This window comes from Uliginosibacterium sp. 31-16 (assembly GCF_030730865.1).
Taxonomy (GTDB): Bacteria; Pseudomonadota; Gammaproteobacteria; order Burkholderiales; family Rhodocyclaceae; genus Uliginosibacterium.
The window spans coordinates 1537222-1551287 of the sequence record NZ_JAVALZ010000001.1 but is presented as its reverse complement, the minus strand read 5'-3'; the positions used below and the strand labels follow the sequence as shown (position 1 = coordinate 1551287).

Genomic DNA, 14066 nt, shown 5'->3' with positions numbered 1-14066 from the left:
CCAGATCCAGACAGGAGACCGACATGAGTGACCAGATCAATCCATATCAGCCGCCAAAATCGGTTCTGAATGATGTCTACGAAGGCGAGAACACCTCAGGCATGGGCAAGAATGCAAATGTCCCCGCGGAAGCCAAAGGCTGGTGCTGGGGTGCATTTTTGTGGGGCTGGATCTGGGCTATCGGCAACAACACCTGGATCGGCCTGATCTGCCTCATCCCATACATCGGCTTCATCATGCAGATTTATCTGGGCGTAAAGGGCCGGGAAATGGCCTGGCGCAACAAGCGCTGGGACAGCGTCGAACACTTCAACGCCGTTCAGCGCAAATGGACCCAGTGGTGGCTCATTCTGGTCGGCGGGATTGCCGGCATCGGCATTCTGGCGGCCATCGTCATCCCTATGTTTGCCCGCTGACCATGCCACATCTCGTCCTGGAATACACCGCCAACCTGCTGCCGGATTTCGAGCCGGCGCAGGCCCTGCACCGCATGAACACGGTGTTGCTCGCTTCCGGCGAATTCGTGCCGGATCACATCAAGAGCCGCGCCCTGCGCCTGGACGATTTTCTCGTCGGCGACGCGGCGCCGGGTGGCTTCCTGCATGCCCGCCTGCATCTGCTGGCCGGGCGCGAGGCCGGCACCAAGCAGGCCATCACCGAAGGTCTGGTGGCGGCCCTGCGCTCCTGCGTGATGAACAGCCCGGTGCTGCCGGTGCAGATCACCGCCGAGGCGCTGGACATGGACCGCAATGCCTATTCAAAGGCCATCGTACAAGCCTGAACCCGATTCCTCCCCATGCACACCCAACGCTTCTACACCCTGACCGCTTCCTGCCCTGATCGCAGCGGCATCGTCGCCCGCGTCTCAGGCTTCCTCGCCCAGCATGGCGGCTGGATCTTCGAATCGAACATGCACACGGATCACGATACGCAGCGCTATTTCCTGCGCATCGAGATCCGCGCCGACTCCATCCCCTTCATGTTGGCCGAGTTCCGCGAGCGCTTCCGCCCGATCGCCGCAGAACTGAACATGGACTGGAAGATCAGCGACAGCACGGTGAAGAAACGCGTGGTGCTGATGGTCAGCAAGCAGGAGCACTGCCTGTACGACCTGATCGGGCGCTGGCAGAGCAAGGAGTTGGATATCGAGATCCCCTGCGTGATCTCCAACCACGAGACCTTCCGCGGCCTCGTCGAGTGGCATGGCATCCCCTTCCACCATGTGCCGGTCACGGCCGACAACAAACCCGCTGCCTACGCCGAAGTGCGCCGCATCTTCGACGAAGTGCGTGGTGACGTGATGGTGCTGGCGCGCTACATGCAGATCATCCCGCCGGACATGTGCCGCGACTACCCCGGCCAGATCATCAACATCCACCACAGCTTCCTGCCCAGCTTCGTCGGCGCCAAGCCCTATCACCAGGCCCACACGCGTGGCGTGAAGCTGATCGGTGCGACCTGCCACTACGTCACCGAAGAGCTTGATCAGGGGCCGATCATCGATCAGGACGTAATCCGCGTCGACCACTCGGACTCGGTCGAAGACATGGTGCGCTACGGCAAGGACATCGAGAAGGCGGTGCTGGCGCGCGGCCTGCGCTATCACCTTGAGGATCGGGTGCTCGTTCACGGCAACAAGACCGTGGTGTTCCGCTGAAACACTGACAACAGGATTCTGGCGTTGCGGCACCTCCTTGCCGTACTTCTTGTAGGGGCTGCGTTTCCGCTTTTGGGGCCTCCCTGTCGAGCCGCACTGCGTTTGATTCTCGCAGCACCCTGCCCGCAGAGCCGCTTCTGGTGTGCTTTTGCAGGCAGGCATCCCTGAAAGGCACGCCATGCGCCGCTCTCCAGCCATCCTCCTGCTCACACTCATCAGCCTGAGCGCCGCAGCCGCCGATTGCCCCGCGCCCAGCACCGGCCCCGCAGATATCAGGATCGCTGGCTATTACAGCGACGAAGCCAAGTCGGTCCGCGACGAGGCAAAATTCAAGGAAACCCGCGAAGCCTCCAAGCCTTTCGAGGACTTCGCCACCCAGCTTGCCAAACAGTCCGACCGCTATCTGGACAAAGGCGACAACAATGCCGCTACGTGCGCCATCGCCTGGCTGGAGCGCTGGGCGCAGGATGGCGCAATGCTCGGCAACATGGTGCGGGTGAACAACGACCAGTCCGAGTACGTCCGCAAATGGACCAACGCCACGGCGGCGATTGCCTGGAACAAGGTACGTGACAAGGCCAGTGCCGAGCAGCGCAGCCGCATTGATGGCTGGCTCAAGGCAGTGTCCAGGGCGACGCTGGCCTACTGGACCGACAACCCGAAAAAAACCCGCAACAACCACTACTACTGGACCGGTGTCGGGGTAATGGCCACCGCCGTCGCCACCAACGATGCCGAGTTGCTCGCCGAAGCACGCCAGATCTATGAAGCAGGACTCTCCGACATCCGCGACGACGGCACGCTGCCCCACGAGATGACGCGTGGCATTCGCGCGCTGCACTATCACAACTTCTCGGCCATGCCGCTGGCGATGATGGCCGAGATGGCGCGCAAGACCCGTCAAGACTGGTTCGTACTGCGTGAGGCCAGACTGGACAAGCTGATGACGCGTGTGGCGGCAGGCCTGCGCGACCCGGCGTGGTTCGACAAGGAAGCCGGCGCAGCACCGCAAGTCGTGCCGCCCAAGCGTGATCTGGGCTGGATTCTCGCCTGCCGCGCCCACGCGCCGCAGGGCGAGCGCTTCGATGGCCTGTTCAGCAGCGACGACAACAGTTACGTACGCGATCTGGGCGGCAGCGTGAGCCTGATCATTGCCCGAGGCGTGTTCGATCCGCGCTGAGCGTCAGCGCACAATCGCCCCCAGCGTCAGCCAGCCGGTCTGGTCCGCATCCTGCCGCGCATTTGCAAAGCGCACGGGCTGGCCCTTCGGTAGTGGGTTTTCTCCCTGCAGCAGCACGCGGTACGTCCCGGCGGGCAGGCCGGCAAGATCGAACACCTGTTCACGCGCTGCTGGCGCGGCTTGCGGCAGGATGCCCGCCAATACGCCCGTCCCGCGAGCCTCCCGGACGAGCTTGCCTGAAGAATCAAGCAGCACGCCCTTCAGCGACCAGGGGTAATAAAACGGCGCCACCCCGCGATTTTCAATCTGCAGCTTCACCGTCAGCTGTTCGGCCTGCTGCACCAGCGCGACCTGCGTCACGTGAAACTCGTAGCCCATGCGGCGTACCTGTGCGATGGCGCGCTCACGTCGTTCCAGGGAATTGCCCGCCTTGAACATGCCGGAATCCATCAGCCAGCTCACATGGGTCGCCTCCACGCATTGGGCGAAATCCTGCAGTGCTGCCAGACCCGGTTCGGCATCGAAAACCTTGCCCCAGGCCTCGGGGCGGATCTCGCCGCCGATGGGGCGGGTTTGCCAGGCATCGAGTGCGCCGGCCGCCTGCAGCTTGGCCACGAAGTAATGCGGTTTCGTCGCCAGCGTATTCCAGGCGAAGGAATCGTCGTGAAAACCAAAGCGGCTTCCGGCATTCGCCACGTAGACCGGATCGGCCTCGCCCGCCGGATAACGCAGCAGCACGGCCGTCTTGCGGAAGGCCTGCGCGTAGGCATCCATCACCGCCGCCTGGAGAGCCTTGTCAGCAAACAGCTCGGTACGCGGATGGTTGTGCCACTCACCCCACAGGCCGAGCAGACCCGCCGTGATGAAGCCGATGCGCGGGTCGCCGTCGTAACGTGCGCCAAAGGCCGCGATGAAGTCCGTCAGCGCCCGGCGCAAAACGGGGTTCGCATAGTCCGGCGTCTCGTTGTCCACCGGCGGGCGCGGCGGGGTGCTGGCCCGCTGCCAGCGCGTCAGCCCGACTCCGGCATCCAGCAGGTAGGGGGGCAGGCTGCCGGTTTTGCCCGGATATTCGACATGAAAACGCAACACGGCCTGATGCCCGCGCCCGGCCACCTGATCCAGAAAGCGCTCCAGTACCGTCCAGTCGTATCGACCCGGCGCCTTCAAAACGGCCGAGAGGGGGAAATAGCTGAACTCCATGCTGTGCGGAAAGCCGTCCGGATTGGCCGCGCCGGCATACGGCACCAGCCCCTTGAGCGGGTTGTCGACCGGTGCGGGCGCATGGACCTGCGTTTGCCAGAGCGGTTCGGCCGCCGTCGCGGCAAGGCACAGCAGACAGGCAGACAGCACGATGGCGAGGGACTTGAACATGAGGGATCCCGGGTGGAGAACGCCGCCTCATTGTAGGCATTCACCGGGCCCGGCACGCAGCAATGCAGCTTAATTCCCGGAAATCGCTTACCGTATAGGCCATCCACAACCCGAAAGTGAAAGATCGCATCTTGGCCAAACCAAACTATTCCTACGAAAAACGTCAGCGCGAACTCGCAAAGAAACAGAAGAAAGAAGAAAAGCTCAAGCGCAAGAACGAGGGCGGCAGCGATCAGGACATCGGCGACGAAACCCCGGAGACCTCCCCGCAACCCGCTGCGGATGCAGCGGAAAGCTGATCGAGACAGCACGCATGTCCGCCGGGTCTGACGTCTGCACCCACCGGGCACCCGCCTGCCCGGCCGCACGCAGCAAGCCTGCGCCGTCCCCCTGCCCGGAAACCCGCATCCAGACTGCCTGAGCCGGACGACTACCTGCAGAAGCACTCTGCAGGCGGCTCTCCGGCCACCCCTGTTTAAAGCAGCTTGCGCCAAGGCGCAGCCACGTACAATCCTGCCATGACCCAAGACCTGCAGCACGAAGCCTCCGAGGCCGCAATCCCCAGCGCCGTGAACGAACCCCGCCTGTGGATCGACAGGGGCTGGACGGCCCGCGTCATCAAGAACGAAGACGACGACGGCTGGGCCGTCGAGATGATCAAGGATGGCGAGCCCGAACCCGCGCTGGTCGGCCCGTGGACGATGGGCCGCGACAAGAAGAATCCCAAACCGCTGGATGCCTTCGCCTTCAGCACCCTGATCAAGACCGCCAGCGAAGTCATCCGCCGCCACGAGCAGCACGTGCACGCCATGCATCACAAGCGCCTCACCGTCAGCACGGAGAACGGGCCGCTTGAAATCACCCTGGAGATCATCCCCGACGAGGACGAGCCGCACGCCCTGCTCGCCGCGCTCGACGCCACCGGCGAAGTGCTGGCGCGGGTGCGTGTCGGGCCGGATTTCCGCTTCAACCTGCGCAGCGCCAACGCCTGGATTGAGGACGATTTCCGCCGGCCCGGCAACGATTGAACGACGCCTCTCCCGGGAGCGGTACGCCCGGGAAACGGCAAACTCCGGCGGTTTCTGCCGGCAAAAAAGCGCGCTCGCCCGGCAGGATTTTCCACGCCTCCCAATGCGCGGCAACCGCAGCAAGGCCGCACGGTCTGGTACGCCGATTGCATGGACAGGGAACACCCCTGTCGTGAAAGCTCACCACCATGCTGATCACCAAGCTTCAGAACGCCACATCGACGAGCGGCCTGGCGGGCAGCTCCCGCAGCACGACGTCGACCGACAGCTTTCAGCGCGCGCTGGAACAGGCCCTCTCCGGCACAGGCAGCGCCAGCACTGCAACACCAGGCTTGAGTGTGGCCGACCGCAACCGTGCCGCCCGGGAAGCCGATGCTGCCGCGCTGGCTGAATTCCGCGAATACATGAGCAAAACCCCCGAGCAGCGCATGCGCGAAGCCATCCTCAAGGAAATGGGGCTGACCGAAGAAGACCTCAAAGCCATGCCCGCCGAGAAATGCGCCGCCATCGAAAAGGCCATCGCGGCCAAAATCAGGGAGAGGCTGGAGGCTCAGGAGCAGATCAAGGCCAATGCGCTGGCCGAGAAGGTGGCGAACAGCGGTGACACTCAGCTGATCAGGATGCTGTCCGTGTAATCGGCCAGTCCGGCGCTAGACGCCGATGTCTTCATTCCATAACTCGGGGTGTTCGGCGATGAAGTTGCTCATGATCCGGATGCAGCTGCGGTCCTCCAGCACCTCGACCTCCACCCCGCGCGACCGGAGCCATTCCTCTTCGCCCATGAAGCTGCGGTTTTCGCCAATCACCACGCGTGGAATGCCATACAGCACGACCGCGCCGCTGCACATCGGGCAAGGCGACAAGGTGGTGTACAGCACGCACTCCCGGTAGATCTGCGCGGGCTGGCGCCCCGCATTCTCCAGTGCATCCATCTCGCCGTGCAGGATCGCGCTGCCATTCTGCACACGCCGGTTGTGCCCGCGCCCGATGATCTTGCCGTGATGCACCAGCACCGAACCAATCGGAATGCCACCCTCGGCACGCCCCAGCTCCGCCTCGTCAATGGCGGCCTGCATGTAGATATCCATCGCCATTCCTTTCAGTCGCCTGCGGCAACGTGAAACCTGCGGCTTATCTGAGCCGCTCCCACAGCGTCACTTCCGACAGCGTGTGCTGGAATTTGCGCCGCGTTTCGCGGATCACGAAGGGCACTTCCTGCGGTGCCTGCATCAGGCGGAAATGCTTGCCCAGCAGCGCTTTCAGACCATCCAGCGTGGTGAAATTCTCGCCATCCTTCTTGAAGCCACCCAGCCAGTCCTCACGCCGGGTGTGCTCCTCCAGCCAGGTGTAGGGCGAAGCGATCAGCAGCACGCCACCAATGTTCAGGCGTTCATGCACCGCAGACAGGAAGGCCGCCGGATCGTACAGCCGGTCGATCAGATTGGCCGCCAGAATCAGGTCGAAGCCGGTCAGGATGGGCTTGAGATTGCAGGCGTCGCCCTGCAGGAAGCTCACTTTGTCGCGCACAGACTCCAGCCCCAGATCAGCCAGCCGCCGGGTCTTGTAGGAAACCAGCTCGCCTTCATCGACCAGCGTGTAGCGCACTTCGCCTTGTGCGGCGAGCTGCACGCCCAGATTGATGAAGCGTGCGGAGAAGTCCACGCCGGTGACATGCTCGAAATGCCGCGCCAGCTCGAAGCTCGCGCGCCCGGTGGCGCAGCCCAGATCAAGCGCCGTGCGCGCCGGCTTGCCGGCCATCGCAGCAATCGCGATCTGCGCCAGCGCTTTCGGAAAATTCGGCACGCCGTAGTATTCGTCGCCGTAGTGGAATTCGGCGTATTCGGAGAGCTGCTTGTCGCTCTCGTAGAACACGTTCGGCGCGGCCGCCTCAGCCTCACTCACCACGTAGCGGAAACCGGCATGCTGGAAGAAATGCCGCCGGAAGGCGTAGCGCGAATCGCGCAGGCTCTCGTTGCCACAGGCGATCCACGAGCCGCCCTTGATCAGGTTGTGGCGCCCGTCAAAGGTCGGCGTGCTGAAGTCGTCGTAGATCGGATGAACCTCGAAACCCTCGAAGGGATAGATCGGCGTCTCGGTCCACTGCCACACATTGCCCGCCACATCGAAGAAATCACCGTGGGCAAAGTGCGTCACCGGGCAGGAGGATGCCCAGTGATCGAGATGCAGATTGGCCGCCGCAGGCTCCTGAGCAGGCACTTCACCCAGCCCCGCCAGATCGTAGAGGCGATACCACTCATCCTCACTCGGCAGACGTACACGCAGCCCGGTCTCGCGTGACTTCCACGTACAGAACGCCTTGGCCTCGTGGTAATTCACCTCCACCGGCCAGTCCCAGGGCATGGGCACTTCCTCGCACATCAGGCGCAGACGCCAGCCGTCTTCGCGGCACTGCCAGAAAGTCGGGCACGTCGCCTGGCTGAAACGCTGCCAGCCCAGCCCCTCTTCGGTCCACAGCGCATCCTGCGCATAGCCGCCGGCCTCGACGAAACCGAGGAATTCCTGATTGCTCACCAGATAGCGGCTGGCCTGAAAGGCGGCAACCGCCGCGTGACGCTGACCGTATTCGTTGTCCCAGCCATAGCGCGCATCCTCGCGCGCCTTGCCGAGCCTTACGCTGCCAGCGGCCACCGCAAGCAGTTCATTCGCCGGTGCCACACCCGTTTCACGGCAGGGCTGCCAGGCAGCATTTGGCTGCACGAAATCGAGCACGTGCTGACGGATCAGCACCGACGAGGTTTCCAGATGGATACGCTCATGCTCGATGCCCATCAGGATCGCCCACCAGGGGTTGCTCCAGTCAATCGGTAAAGTCAGCGGCGCGTTCGCGATCACCGCATCCACCTTCGCCCGCACCGCATCACGGTAGGCCTTCAGCTCGCTCACCGCCGGCCAGTCGTAATGCGCGTCAGAGAGGTCGTCCCAGCTCATTTCATCCACGCCCACCGAGCACATCGACTCGAAGGCCGGGTTGATGCGCTCGGTGATCAGGCCGGCCAGCAGCAGCTTGTTGATGAAGAAGGTGGCGGTGTGGCCGTAATAGAAAATCAGTGGGTGCCGCAGCGTGATCGGCTTCCGGTAGTAAGCCTCGTCACAGCTCAGCACTTCAAAGAGCTGTTCGTAGCGGTCAAAGGTGGCGTGGAAATAGTCGCGCACGGTCTGCCGCATCTGCCGGACATCGTGACCATTCAGCAAGGGTGTGCGCGGGAACCGGACGGGTGTCATGGAGGCGCTCAAGATGACTCTCTTTGTCGGTGGAAGGCTCACAGGCCACACAGCCTGCAAGCGCAATCATAGCCCCCGTAACCTGCACGCGAGCAGCCGACCATTGGCCACGCCTGACCGGAGAAGCCTGATTTGAGGCCAGACCGGCATCCCGCGGTAAAGTTGCGTCACGCGCGGCCGTAAAACCATGTTGAAACAAGGGGGAAGACTTTCGGACAGTGCGGCCCCGGGTTGTCGCCAATTTCCGCCATCCTGACAGGGCGCGTCAAACGCAACGCGCACATTCCTCCCCCAGAAACAGGTTTGTCCCATGCGCACGGAACGCCAGCAGCTGATTCGCTCACTCTTCGATGAATACATCGAGATGTACGCGTCCCGTGACGACCGTCTCACCACGCGCTTCAGCGACAATTTCAGCGGCTACACCGGTGGCGGCAACTGCCTCGTGACCAGCAAGGCGGAATGGATCAGCATCACCCGCCAGGACTTCGCCCAGGTGCCGGGTCGTCTGGGCATCGAAATGCTGGATGTCTCCCTGCAGGACATCAGCGACGACGTGGTGGCGAGCACCGCTTTCTTCCACATCCACCTGCCCACCCCCGATCACATCCTGTCGCGCGAAACCGCCCGGCTGGTCCTGATTTTCCGGCTGGAAGACCAGGACTGGAAGATCATCCACAGTGGCATCTCGATTCCCTATCACCTCGTACAGGATGGCGAGGTCTACCCCATCAATGGCCTGCAGGAGCGCAACGCCGAGCTCGCCGCCCTCGTCGAGGAACGCACCCGGGAACTGGCCGAAGCGAACAACAAGCTTGAAGCCCTGAGCTACACCGACGCGCTGACCGGCATTGCCAACCGCCGCAGCTTCGATCGCATGCTCGCCCAGGAATGGAGTCGTGCCCAGCGCGCCAGCGCGCCCCTGTCTTTGATCATGCTGGATGTCGACCATTTCAAGCACTTCAACGACCACTATGGCCACCCGGCTGGTGATGCCTGCCTGCAGGCCATCGCCCAGGCCCTGACACAAGCCGCACAACGCGCCGGCGATCTGGTCGCCCGCTACGGTGGCGAAGAATTCGTCGTGCTCCTGCCCAATTCAAACACGCACGAAACGCGCGAAACCGCACGACGCATCCAGCAGGGCATCTGGTCGCTGGCCCTGCCCCACGCCAACATCCCGCCCGGCATTGTCACGGTCAGTCTGGGTCTGGCCAGTCTGCACGCCTCGCGCCTGCACGCGGCGGAAGAACTTCTTCACCAGGCCGACGCAGCGCTCTATCGCGCCAAGCAGGCCGGCCGCAATTGCCAGCAAACCGTCGAGCCCGCCAAGGTGGGACCGGCACGCTAGCCTGCAACGGCAACCGTTGTGCCGGAGGACTGAGGTGGCTTTTTACGCACGCCACCTGAATGGCTGCACGTCCCCTCCTGCCAAGCCGCCTCCCGCGGACTTCTTCAGCATGCCATGCTGGAAATCCGCTCTGCACAAGGCTGAACAGGCAGGCTATCCGGAGAAGCCCGCTGGATGCGGCTTGGCAGACCGATGCTTCAGCGGGAGTGAGTACAGCGCGCCACTTCAGCGGCGGTGGGCAGATTCAGGCAATCGCGCAGATCCTGGCCGGCCCTGCCCGGCCGGGGCTGGCGCGACACCGGCGCTTTCGCGGTAGGCGCCGGAGCGGGCTTGGGGCTGGAGCTGGAGCTGAAGCTGGCGGAGGGTCTGGCGACAGGTGCTGTCGTGGCGAGCGGCACGGCGGGTGCGCTTTGCGCGCTGTTGGGAGCCAGCCTGATGAAGCTGTACACGTAGTTGAGCAGGCGGTTGTAGGCCGCGGTGTTGATCTCCTGACTCAGCAGGCTGAAGCCCAGCGCGGAGTCCGGCGAGAGGCGCACCATGCCGCGCGTGATGTAGCGATATCCGCCCGGCGCACTGCGCGGATCGGCATCGGTCAGCACGGTCCGGTAACCATAGCTGCCCCGCGCCGAAATCGCCTGCAGGGTGATGTCTTTCTCGACACTGTTCGCAAGGTATTTTTCGGCTCCTTCGCTCACCGAACGGGCGATTTTTTCCGGCGTATCGAGGCGAGCGAGATCAGGCGTGTCGGCAATGAAGTAAAGGGCAAGGATGAAGCTGTTGCCCTGCTTCGGGCTGATCCGCACATCGGCAAAACGGCCACTGGCCTCCTTCTGCACTTCGAAGCGCCATTGCTCGGTTTCGCTGAGCCGGAACACTTCACCCGCGGCGAGGGTGATGTCGCGGGTTTCCGCAGCGCTGACCAGAGCCGGCAGCAGCGCACACAGGAGGGTCAGGAAGCGGGAACAAAGGCGCATGGCAATCTCCGATGCAGGTCATTCGTGGCGCAGCGCCTCGATCGGATCGAGCCGCGCGGCGCGGCGTGCCGGCACGAAACCAAAGAGCACGCCGATGCTGGCAGACACGATGAAGGCCAGCAGCATGATGTTCAGATCCAGTACGAAAGGCAGGTTCATCGCGCTGGTAAGGCCGAATGAGGCGATCAGGGCCAGTGCGATGCCAAGCAGGCCACCAAAGGACGACAGCGCCACCGCCTCAACCAGGAACTGCAGCAGCACTTCGGATTCGAGTGCGCCGATGGCCAGCCGGGTGCCGATTTCGCGGGTGCGCTCAGTCACCGACACCAGCATGATATTCATGATGCCAATGCCGCCCACCAGCAGACTGACCGCTGCCACTGCGCCGAGGAGCGCGGTGAGGATGCGCGTGGTGCTTGATAGCGCGTCAGCGATCTGCTTGGTATCGAAGACCGAGAAATTGTCGCTCTCGTTGGGCGCCAGATTGCGCCGCTCACGCATCAGTTCGGTGACTTCCTTGACCACTTTCTCGGTGCTCATGCCATCTCGCACCGAAAGCATCAGGGTGCCCACGTCCTGCCGGCTGCGGCGGCCCGCGACGCGGCGCTGGTAAGCTTTCAGCGGCATCAGCACGACGTCATCCTGATCCTGTCCCATCGCAGACTGCCCCTTGGGGGCGAGCACGCCGATCACCTCGCAGGCGACGCCGCGGAAGCGGATCTTCTCCCCCAGCGGGCTGGTGCCGGCAAACAGGGTCTTGCGTACCGACTCACCGAGCACGCACACGGCGCGCCCGGCACGCTGCTCGCCATCGTGAAAGAAACGGCCTTCGGTCAAGCTCCAGTTGCCCACCTCGGGGTAGCTCGGGGTGGTGCCGATCACCGGGGTATACGTGTTCTCGGCCAGATAGCTCAGGGAACTGCCGCGCTGTGCTGTGCCGGTGGCGCTGCGCACGGCCGGCACGGCTTCGAGGATGGCGGTAATGTCGTCTTCCTTGAAGGCCGGCGCCCAGCCTGCCGCCTGACCCGGCGACATGCGCTGGCCGGGCCGCACGATGACCAGATTGGAGCCCAGACTCGCCACCTGCGCAGTAATCTGGGCGGTGGCGCCATTGCCCAGAGTGACCATGGTGATCACGGCAGCCACGCCGATGACGATGCCCAGCACGGTGAGCGAGGCGCGCATCAGGTTGCGACGGATTTCGCGCAGGGCCAGCAGGAGGGCGTTCCAGATCATCAGTCGGCCCCCACGTAAGACGTGTCATGCCCCACCACGCCGTCAACGAAGCGCAGGGTACGGCTCGCATACGCAGCCATGTCGGCCTCGTGAGTGACCATCAGCACGGTAATGCCGTGCTCGCGATTGAGCCCGGTAAGCAGCGCCATGATCTCGGCGCCGCGTTCGGAGTCAAGGTTGCCGGTCGGCTCATCGGCGAGCAGCAGGGTCGGCTGGGTCACGATGGCGCGGGCAATCGCCACGCGTTGCTGCTGCCCGCCGGAGAGTTCCGCCGGCGTGTGGTGCTCCCAGCCGGTCAGTCCGACCAGAGCCAGGGCGGCACGCGCCTTGGCGTGACGTTCCGCCAGCGGCAGGCCGCGATACAGCAGGGGCAGTTCGACGTTCTCCAGCGCCGTGGTGCGCGCCAGCAGGTTGAAGCCCTGAAATACGAAACCCAGATAGTGACGGCGCAACAGCGCGCGCTGGTCGCGACTGAGGCTTTCGACATGTTCGCCGAGGAAGATGTATTCGCCCGAAGTCGGCACGTCGAGGCAACCCAGAATGTTCATGACGGTAGATTTGCCGGAGCCACTCGGCCCCATCACCGCAACGAACTCGCCGGCAGCGATGTCGAAGTCGATGCCTTTCAGTGCCTGAAAGGCGGCCTGCCCGCTGCCATAGGTCTTGGTGACCCCACGCAGTGAAATCAGGGAGCCACTCAGGCGCTCACTCACTTGGCCTTCTCCACAGCGTCAGTCACCACTTCGTCACCGACCTGCAGGGTTTTCGATTCGACCTCGGTGTTGCGACCATCGGAAAGCAGGGTGCGCACCGGCGCCGGCTTGATGCCCTCGGCCGTTTTCACCCACACGCGGGCACGGTTCCTGCCGCCTTCACCATTGCCGCGCGCCTGGGGCTTGGGCGGTGCGGGCGGGCGCGGAATCAGCATGGACATCACGCCGCCCTCGGCTTTTTTCTGCGCCTCGGCAGGCTTGAAGCGCAACGCGGTGTTGGGCACCAGCAGCACATCCTTGTGCTCGGCCACCTTGATGTCGGCCGTGGCCGTCATGCCGGGGCGCAGCTTGAGATCCGTGTTCTTCACCAGCAGCACGGTCTGGTAGCTCACCACGTTGTCAACGATGGTGGCGCCATAGCGCACCTGGCGGATGGTGGCGGGAAAGCTCTTGTCCGGCCAGGCATCGACCGTGAAGGTCGCCGGCATGCCTTCCTTGATCTGACCAACATCGGCCTCCGACACGGCAACGATCAGTTCCATCTCGGACAAGTCTTCGGCCAGCGAGAACAGCACCGGCGCCTGCAGCGAAGCCGCCACGGTCTGGCCCGGCTCCACCGTGCGCTTGAGGACGATGCCATTGGTCGCCGAGCGGATGGTGGCTTTGCCCAGATCGGTTTCGCCCTGCTTCACCGCGCCAGCCGACTCATTGGCTGCCGCTTCCGCCGTAGCCAGATCGGCCAACGCCCGGGCGAGTTTGGCGCGTGCCGCATCCAGCTCGGTGGCCGAGGGTACCTTGCCACCTGAGAGCCGGGAGACCTCTTCAAACCGGGCCAGCGACTGACGGCTTTCCTCCAGCGTGGCACGCGCCTGCTGCACGCGTGCCTGATTGGCGGCCAGGGTGGCACGCGAGCGCTCCAGTGCGGTCTGCAGCTTGGTCGTGTCGAGCTGGGCCAGCACCTGGCCTTTCTTCACCTTGTCGTTGAAATCGACATAGACACTGGCGATGGTGCCGGAGATTTCCGAACCGACATCCACCGTATTGATCGGCTGCAGGTTGCCGGTGGCGGTCACGGTCACCGTGATGTCGCCGCGCGCAACGGTGCTGGTGGTGTATTGCGGCCCCTTGGCCGAGCGCCCCTGCAGCCAGGCATACACGCCACCGGCCAGGATCAGCACGGCAATCGCGATCAGCAGCCGCCACAGGCGCCGGGTGCGTGGTTTCTTGCGGCTGCCGGCAAGGACCTGGGCAATGCCGGAGGGCGTGTTCTGAGTGGTTTCGGTCATGGCATGTCCGGAGTAGTCAGGGCGTGG

General features: G+C 63.7%; 15 protein-coding genes. 8 read left to right on the top strand and 7 right to left on the bottom strand.

Translation table 11 applies throughout. From position 1 onward, the window contains the following. Positions 1-23 precede the first annotated feature (23 nt). The 4 genes from Q9Q94_RS07295 (at position 24) to Q9Q94_RS07280 (ending at position 2837) form a co-directional block, all read left to right on the top strand. Positions 24-416, top strand: a complete 393-nt coding sequence (locus Q9Q94_RS07295; protein ID WP_305979367.1) for a hypothetical protein — start codon at positions 24-26, stop codon at positions 414-416. 2 nt (positions 417-418) lie between these two features. Then, positions 419-781 (top strand): 5-carboxymethyl-2-hydroxymuconate Delta-isomerase, encoded by a 363-nt coding sequence (locus Q9Q94_RS07290; RefSeq protein WP_305979366.1) that lies wholly within the window; start codon positions 419-421, stop codon positions 779-781. Between the two features lie 15 nt (positions 782-796). After that, complete coding sequence (gene purU / locus Q9Q94_RS07285; RefSeq protein ID WP_305979365.1) at positions 797-1657, top strand: formyltetrahydrofolate deformylase; 861 nt, start codon at positions 797-799, stop codon at positions 1655-1657. 178 nt (positions 1658-1835) lie between these two features. Beyond that, entirely contained in the window at positions 1836-2837 is a 1002-nt protein-coding gene (locus Q9Q94_RS07280; protein WP_305979364.1) for an alginate lyase family protein, read from the top strand. Between the two features lie 3 nt (positions 2838-2840). On the opposite strand, the gene Q9Q94_RS07275 is transcribed toward Q9Q94_RS07280, so the two are convergent. After that, positions 2841-4208 carry a DUF4832 domain-containing protein gene (locus tag Q9Q94_RS07275; protein WP_305979363.1) on the bottom strand — a complete coding sequence of 456 codons (1368 nt, stop codon included), beginning with the start codon at positions 4206-4208 and terminating at the stop codon, positions 2841-2843. Positions 4209-4339: 131 nt separating this feature from the next. Between Q9Q94_RS07275 and Q9Q94_RS07270 the strand changes: the two genes are divergently transcribed. The 3 genes from Q9Q94_RS07270 (at position 4340) to Q9Q94_RS07260 (ending at position 5871) form a co-directional block, all read left to right on the top strand. After that, on the top strand, positions 4340-4507 hold the full coding sequence (locus Q9Q94_RS07270; protein WP_305979362.1) for a hypothetical protein: 168 nt from the start codon (positions 4340-4342) through the stop codon (positions 4505-4507). Between the two features lie 219 nt (positions 4508-4726). Further along, the gene (locus Q9Q94_RS07265; RefSeq protein ID WP_305979361.1) at positions 4727-5236 is read left to right on the top strand and encodes a hypothetical protein; all 510 of its coding nucleotides are present in this window, start codon (positions 4727-4729) and stop codon (positions 5234-5236) included. A 188-nt stretch (positions 5237-5424) separates the two neighbouring features. Then, positions 5425-5871 carry a hypothetical protein gene (locus Q9Q94_RS07260; protein WP_305979360.1) on the top strand — a complete coding sequence of 149 codons (447 nt, stop codon included), beginning with the start codon at positions 5425-5427 and terminating at the stop codon, positions 5869-5871. A 15-nt stretch (positions 5872-5886) separates the two neighbouring features. On the opposite strand, the gene Q9Q94_RS07255 is transcribed toward Q9Q94_RS07260, so the two are convergent. Then, positions 5887-6324: a nucleoside deaminase gene (locus tag Q9Q94_RS07255; protein ID WP_305979359.1), complete on the bottom strand. Its 438-nt coding sequence runs from the start codon at positions 6322-6324 to the stop codon at positions 5887-5889. A gap of 43 nt (positions 6325-6367) precedes the next feature. After that, positions 6368-8479, bottom strand: coding sequence for a 5-histidylcysteine sulfoxide synthase (gene ovoA / locus Q9Q94_RS07250; protein ID WP_305979358.1), 2112 nt, complete (start codon positions 8477-8479; stop codon positions 6368-6370). A 310-nt stretch (positions 8480-8789) separates the two neighbouring features. Between ovoA and Q9Q94_RS07245 the strand changes: the two genes are divergently transcribed. Then, positions 8790-9830: a diguanylate cyclase domain-containing protein gene (locus Q9Q94_RS07245; protein WP_305979357.1), complete on the top strand. Its 1041-nt coding sequence runs from the start codon at positions 8790-8792 to the stop codon at positions 9828-9830. A gap of 197 nt (positions 9831-10027) precedes the next feature. Here the strand turns inward: Q9Q94_RS07245 and Q9Q94_RS07240 are convergent, their stop codons facing one another. Genes Q9Q94_RS07240 through Q9Q94_RS07225 form a run of 4 tightly spaced genes read right to left on the bottom strand, consistent with a single transcriptional unit; the run spans position 10028 to position 14039 of the window. Next, complete coding sequence (locus Q9Q94_RS07240; RefSeq protein WP_305979356.1) at positions 10028-10804, bottom strand: hypothetical protein; 777 nt, start codon at positions 10802-10804, stop codon at positions 10028-10030. An 18-nt stretch (positions 10805-10822) separates the two neighbouring features. Next, positions 10823-12040, bottom strand: a complete 1218-nt coding sequence (locus tag Q9Q94_RS07235) for an ABC transporter permease (RefSeq protein ID WP_305979355.1) — start codon at positions 12038-12040, stop codon at positions 10823-10825. Next, positions 12040-12753 carry an ABC transporter ATP-binding protein gene (locus Q9Q94_RS07230; RefSeq protein ID WP_305979354.1) on the bottom strand — a complete coding sequence of 238 codons (714 nt, stop codon included), beginning with the start codon at positions 12751-12753 and terminating at the stop codon, positions 12040-12042. The genes Q9Q94_RS07235 and Q9Q94_RS07230 overlap by 1 nt, the downstream gene beginning before the upstream one ends. Further along, entirely contained in the window at positions 12750-14039 is a 1290-nt protein-coding gene (locus Q9Q94_RS07225; protein ID WP_305979353.1) for an efflux RND transporter periplasmic adaptor subunit, read from the bottom strand. Before Q9Q94_RS07225 ends, Q9Q94_RS07230 begins: the two co-directional genes overlap by 4 nt. Positions 14040-14066 lie beyond the last annotated feature (27 nt).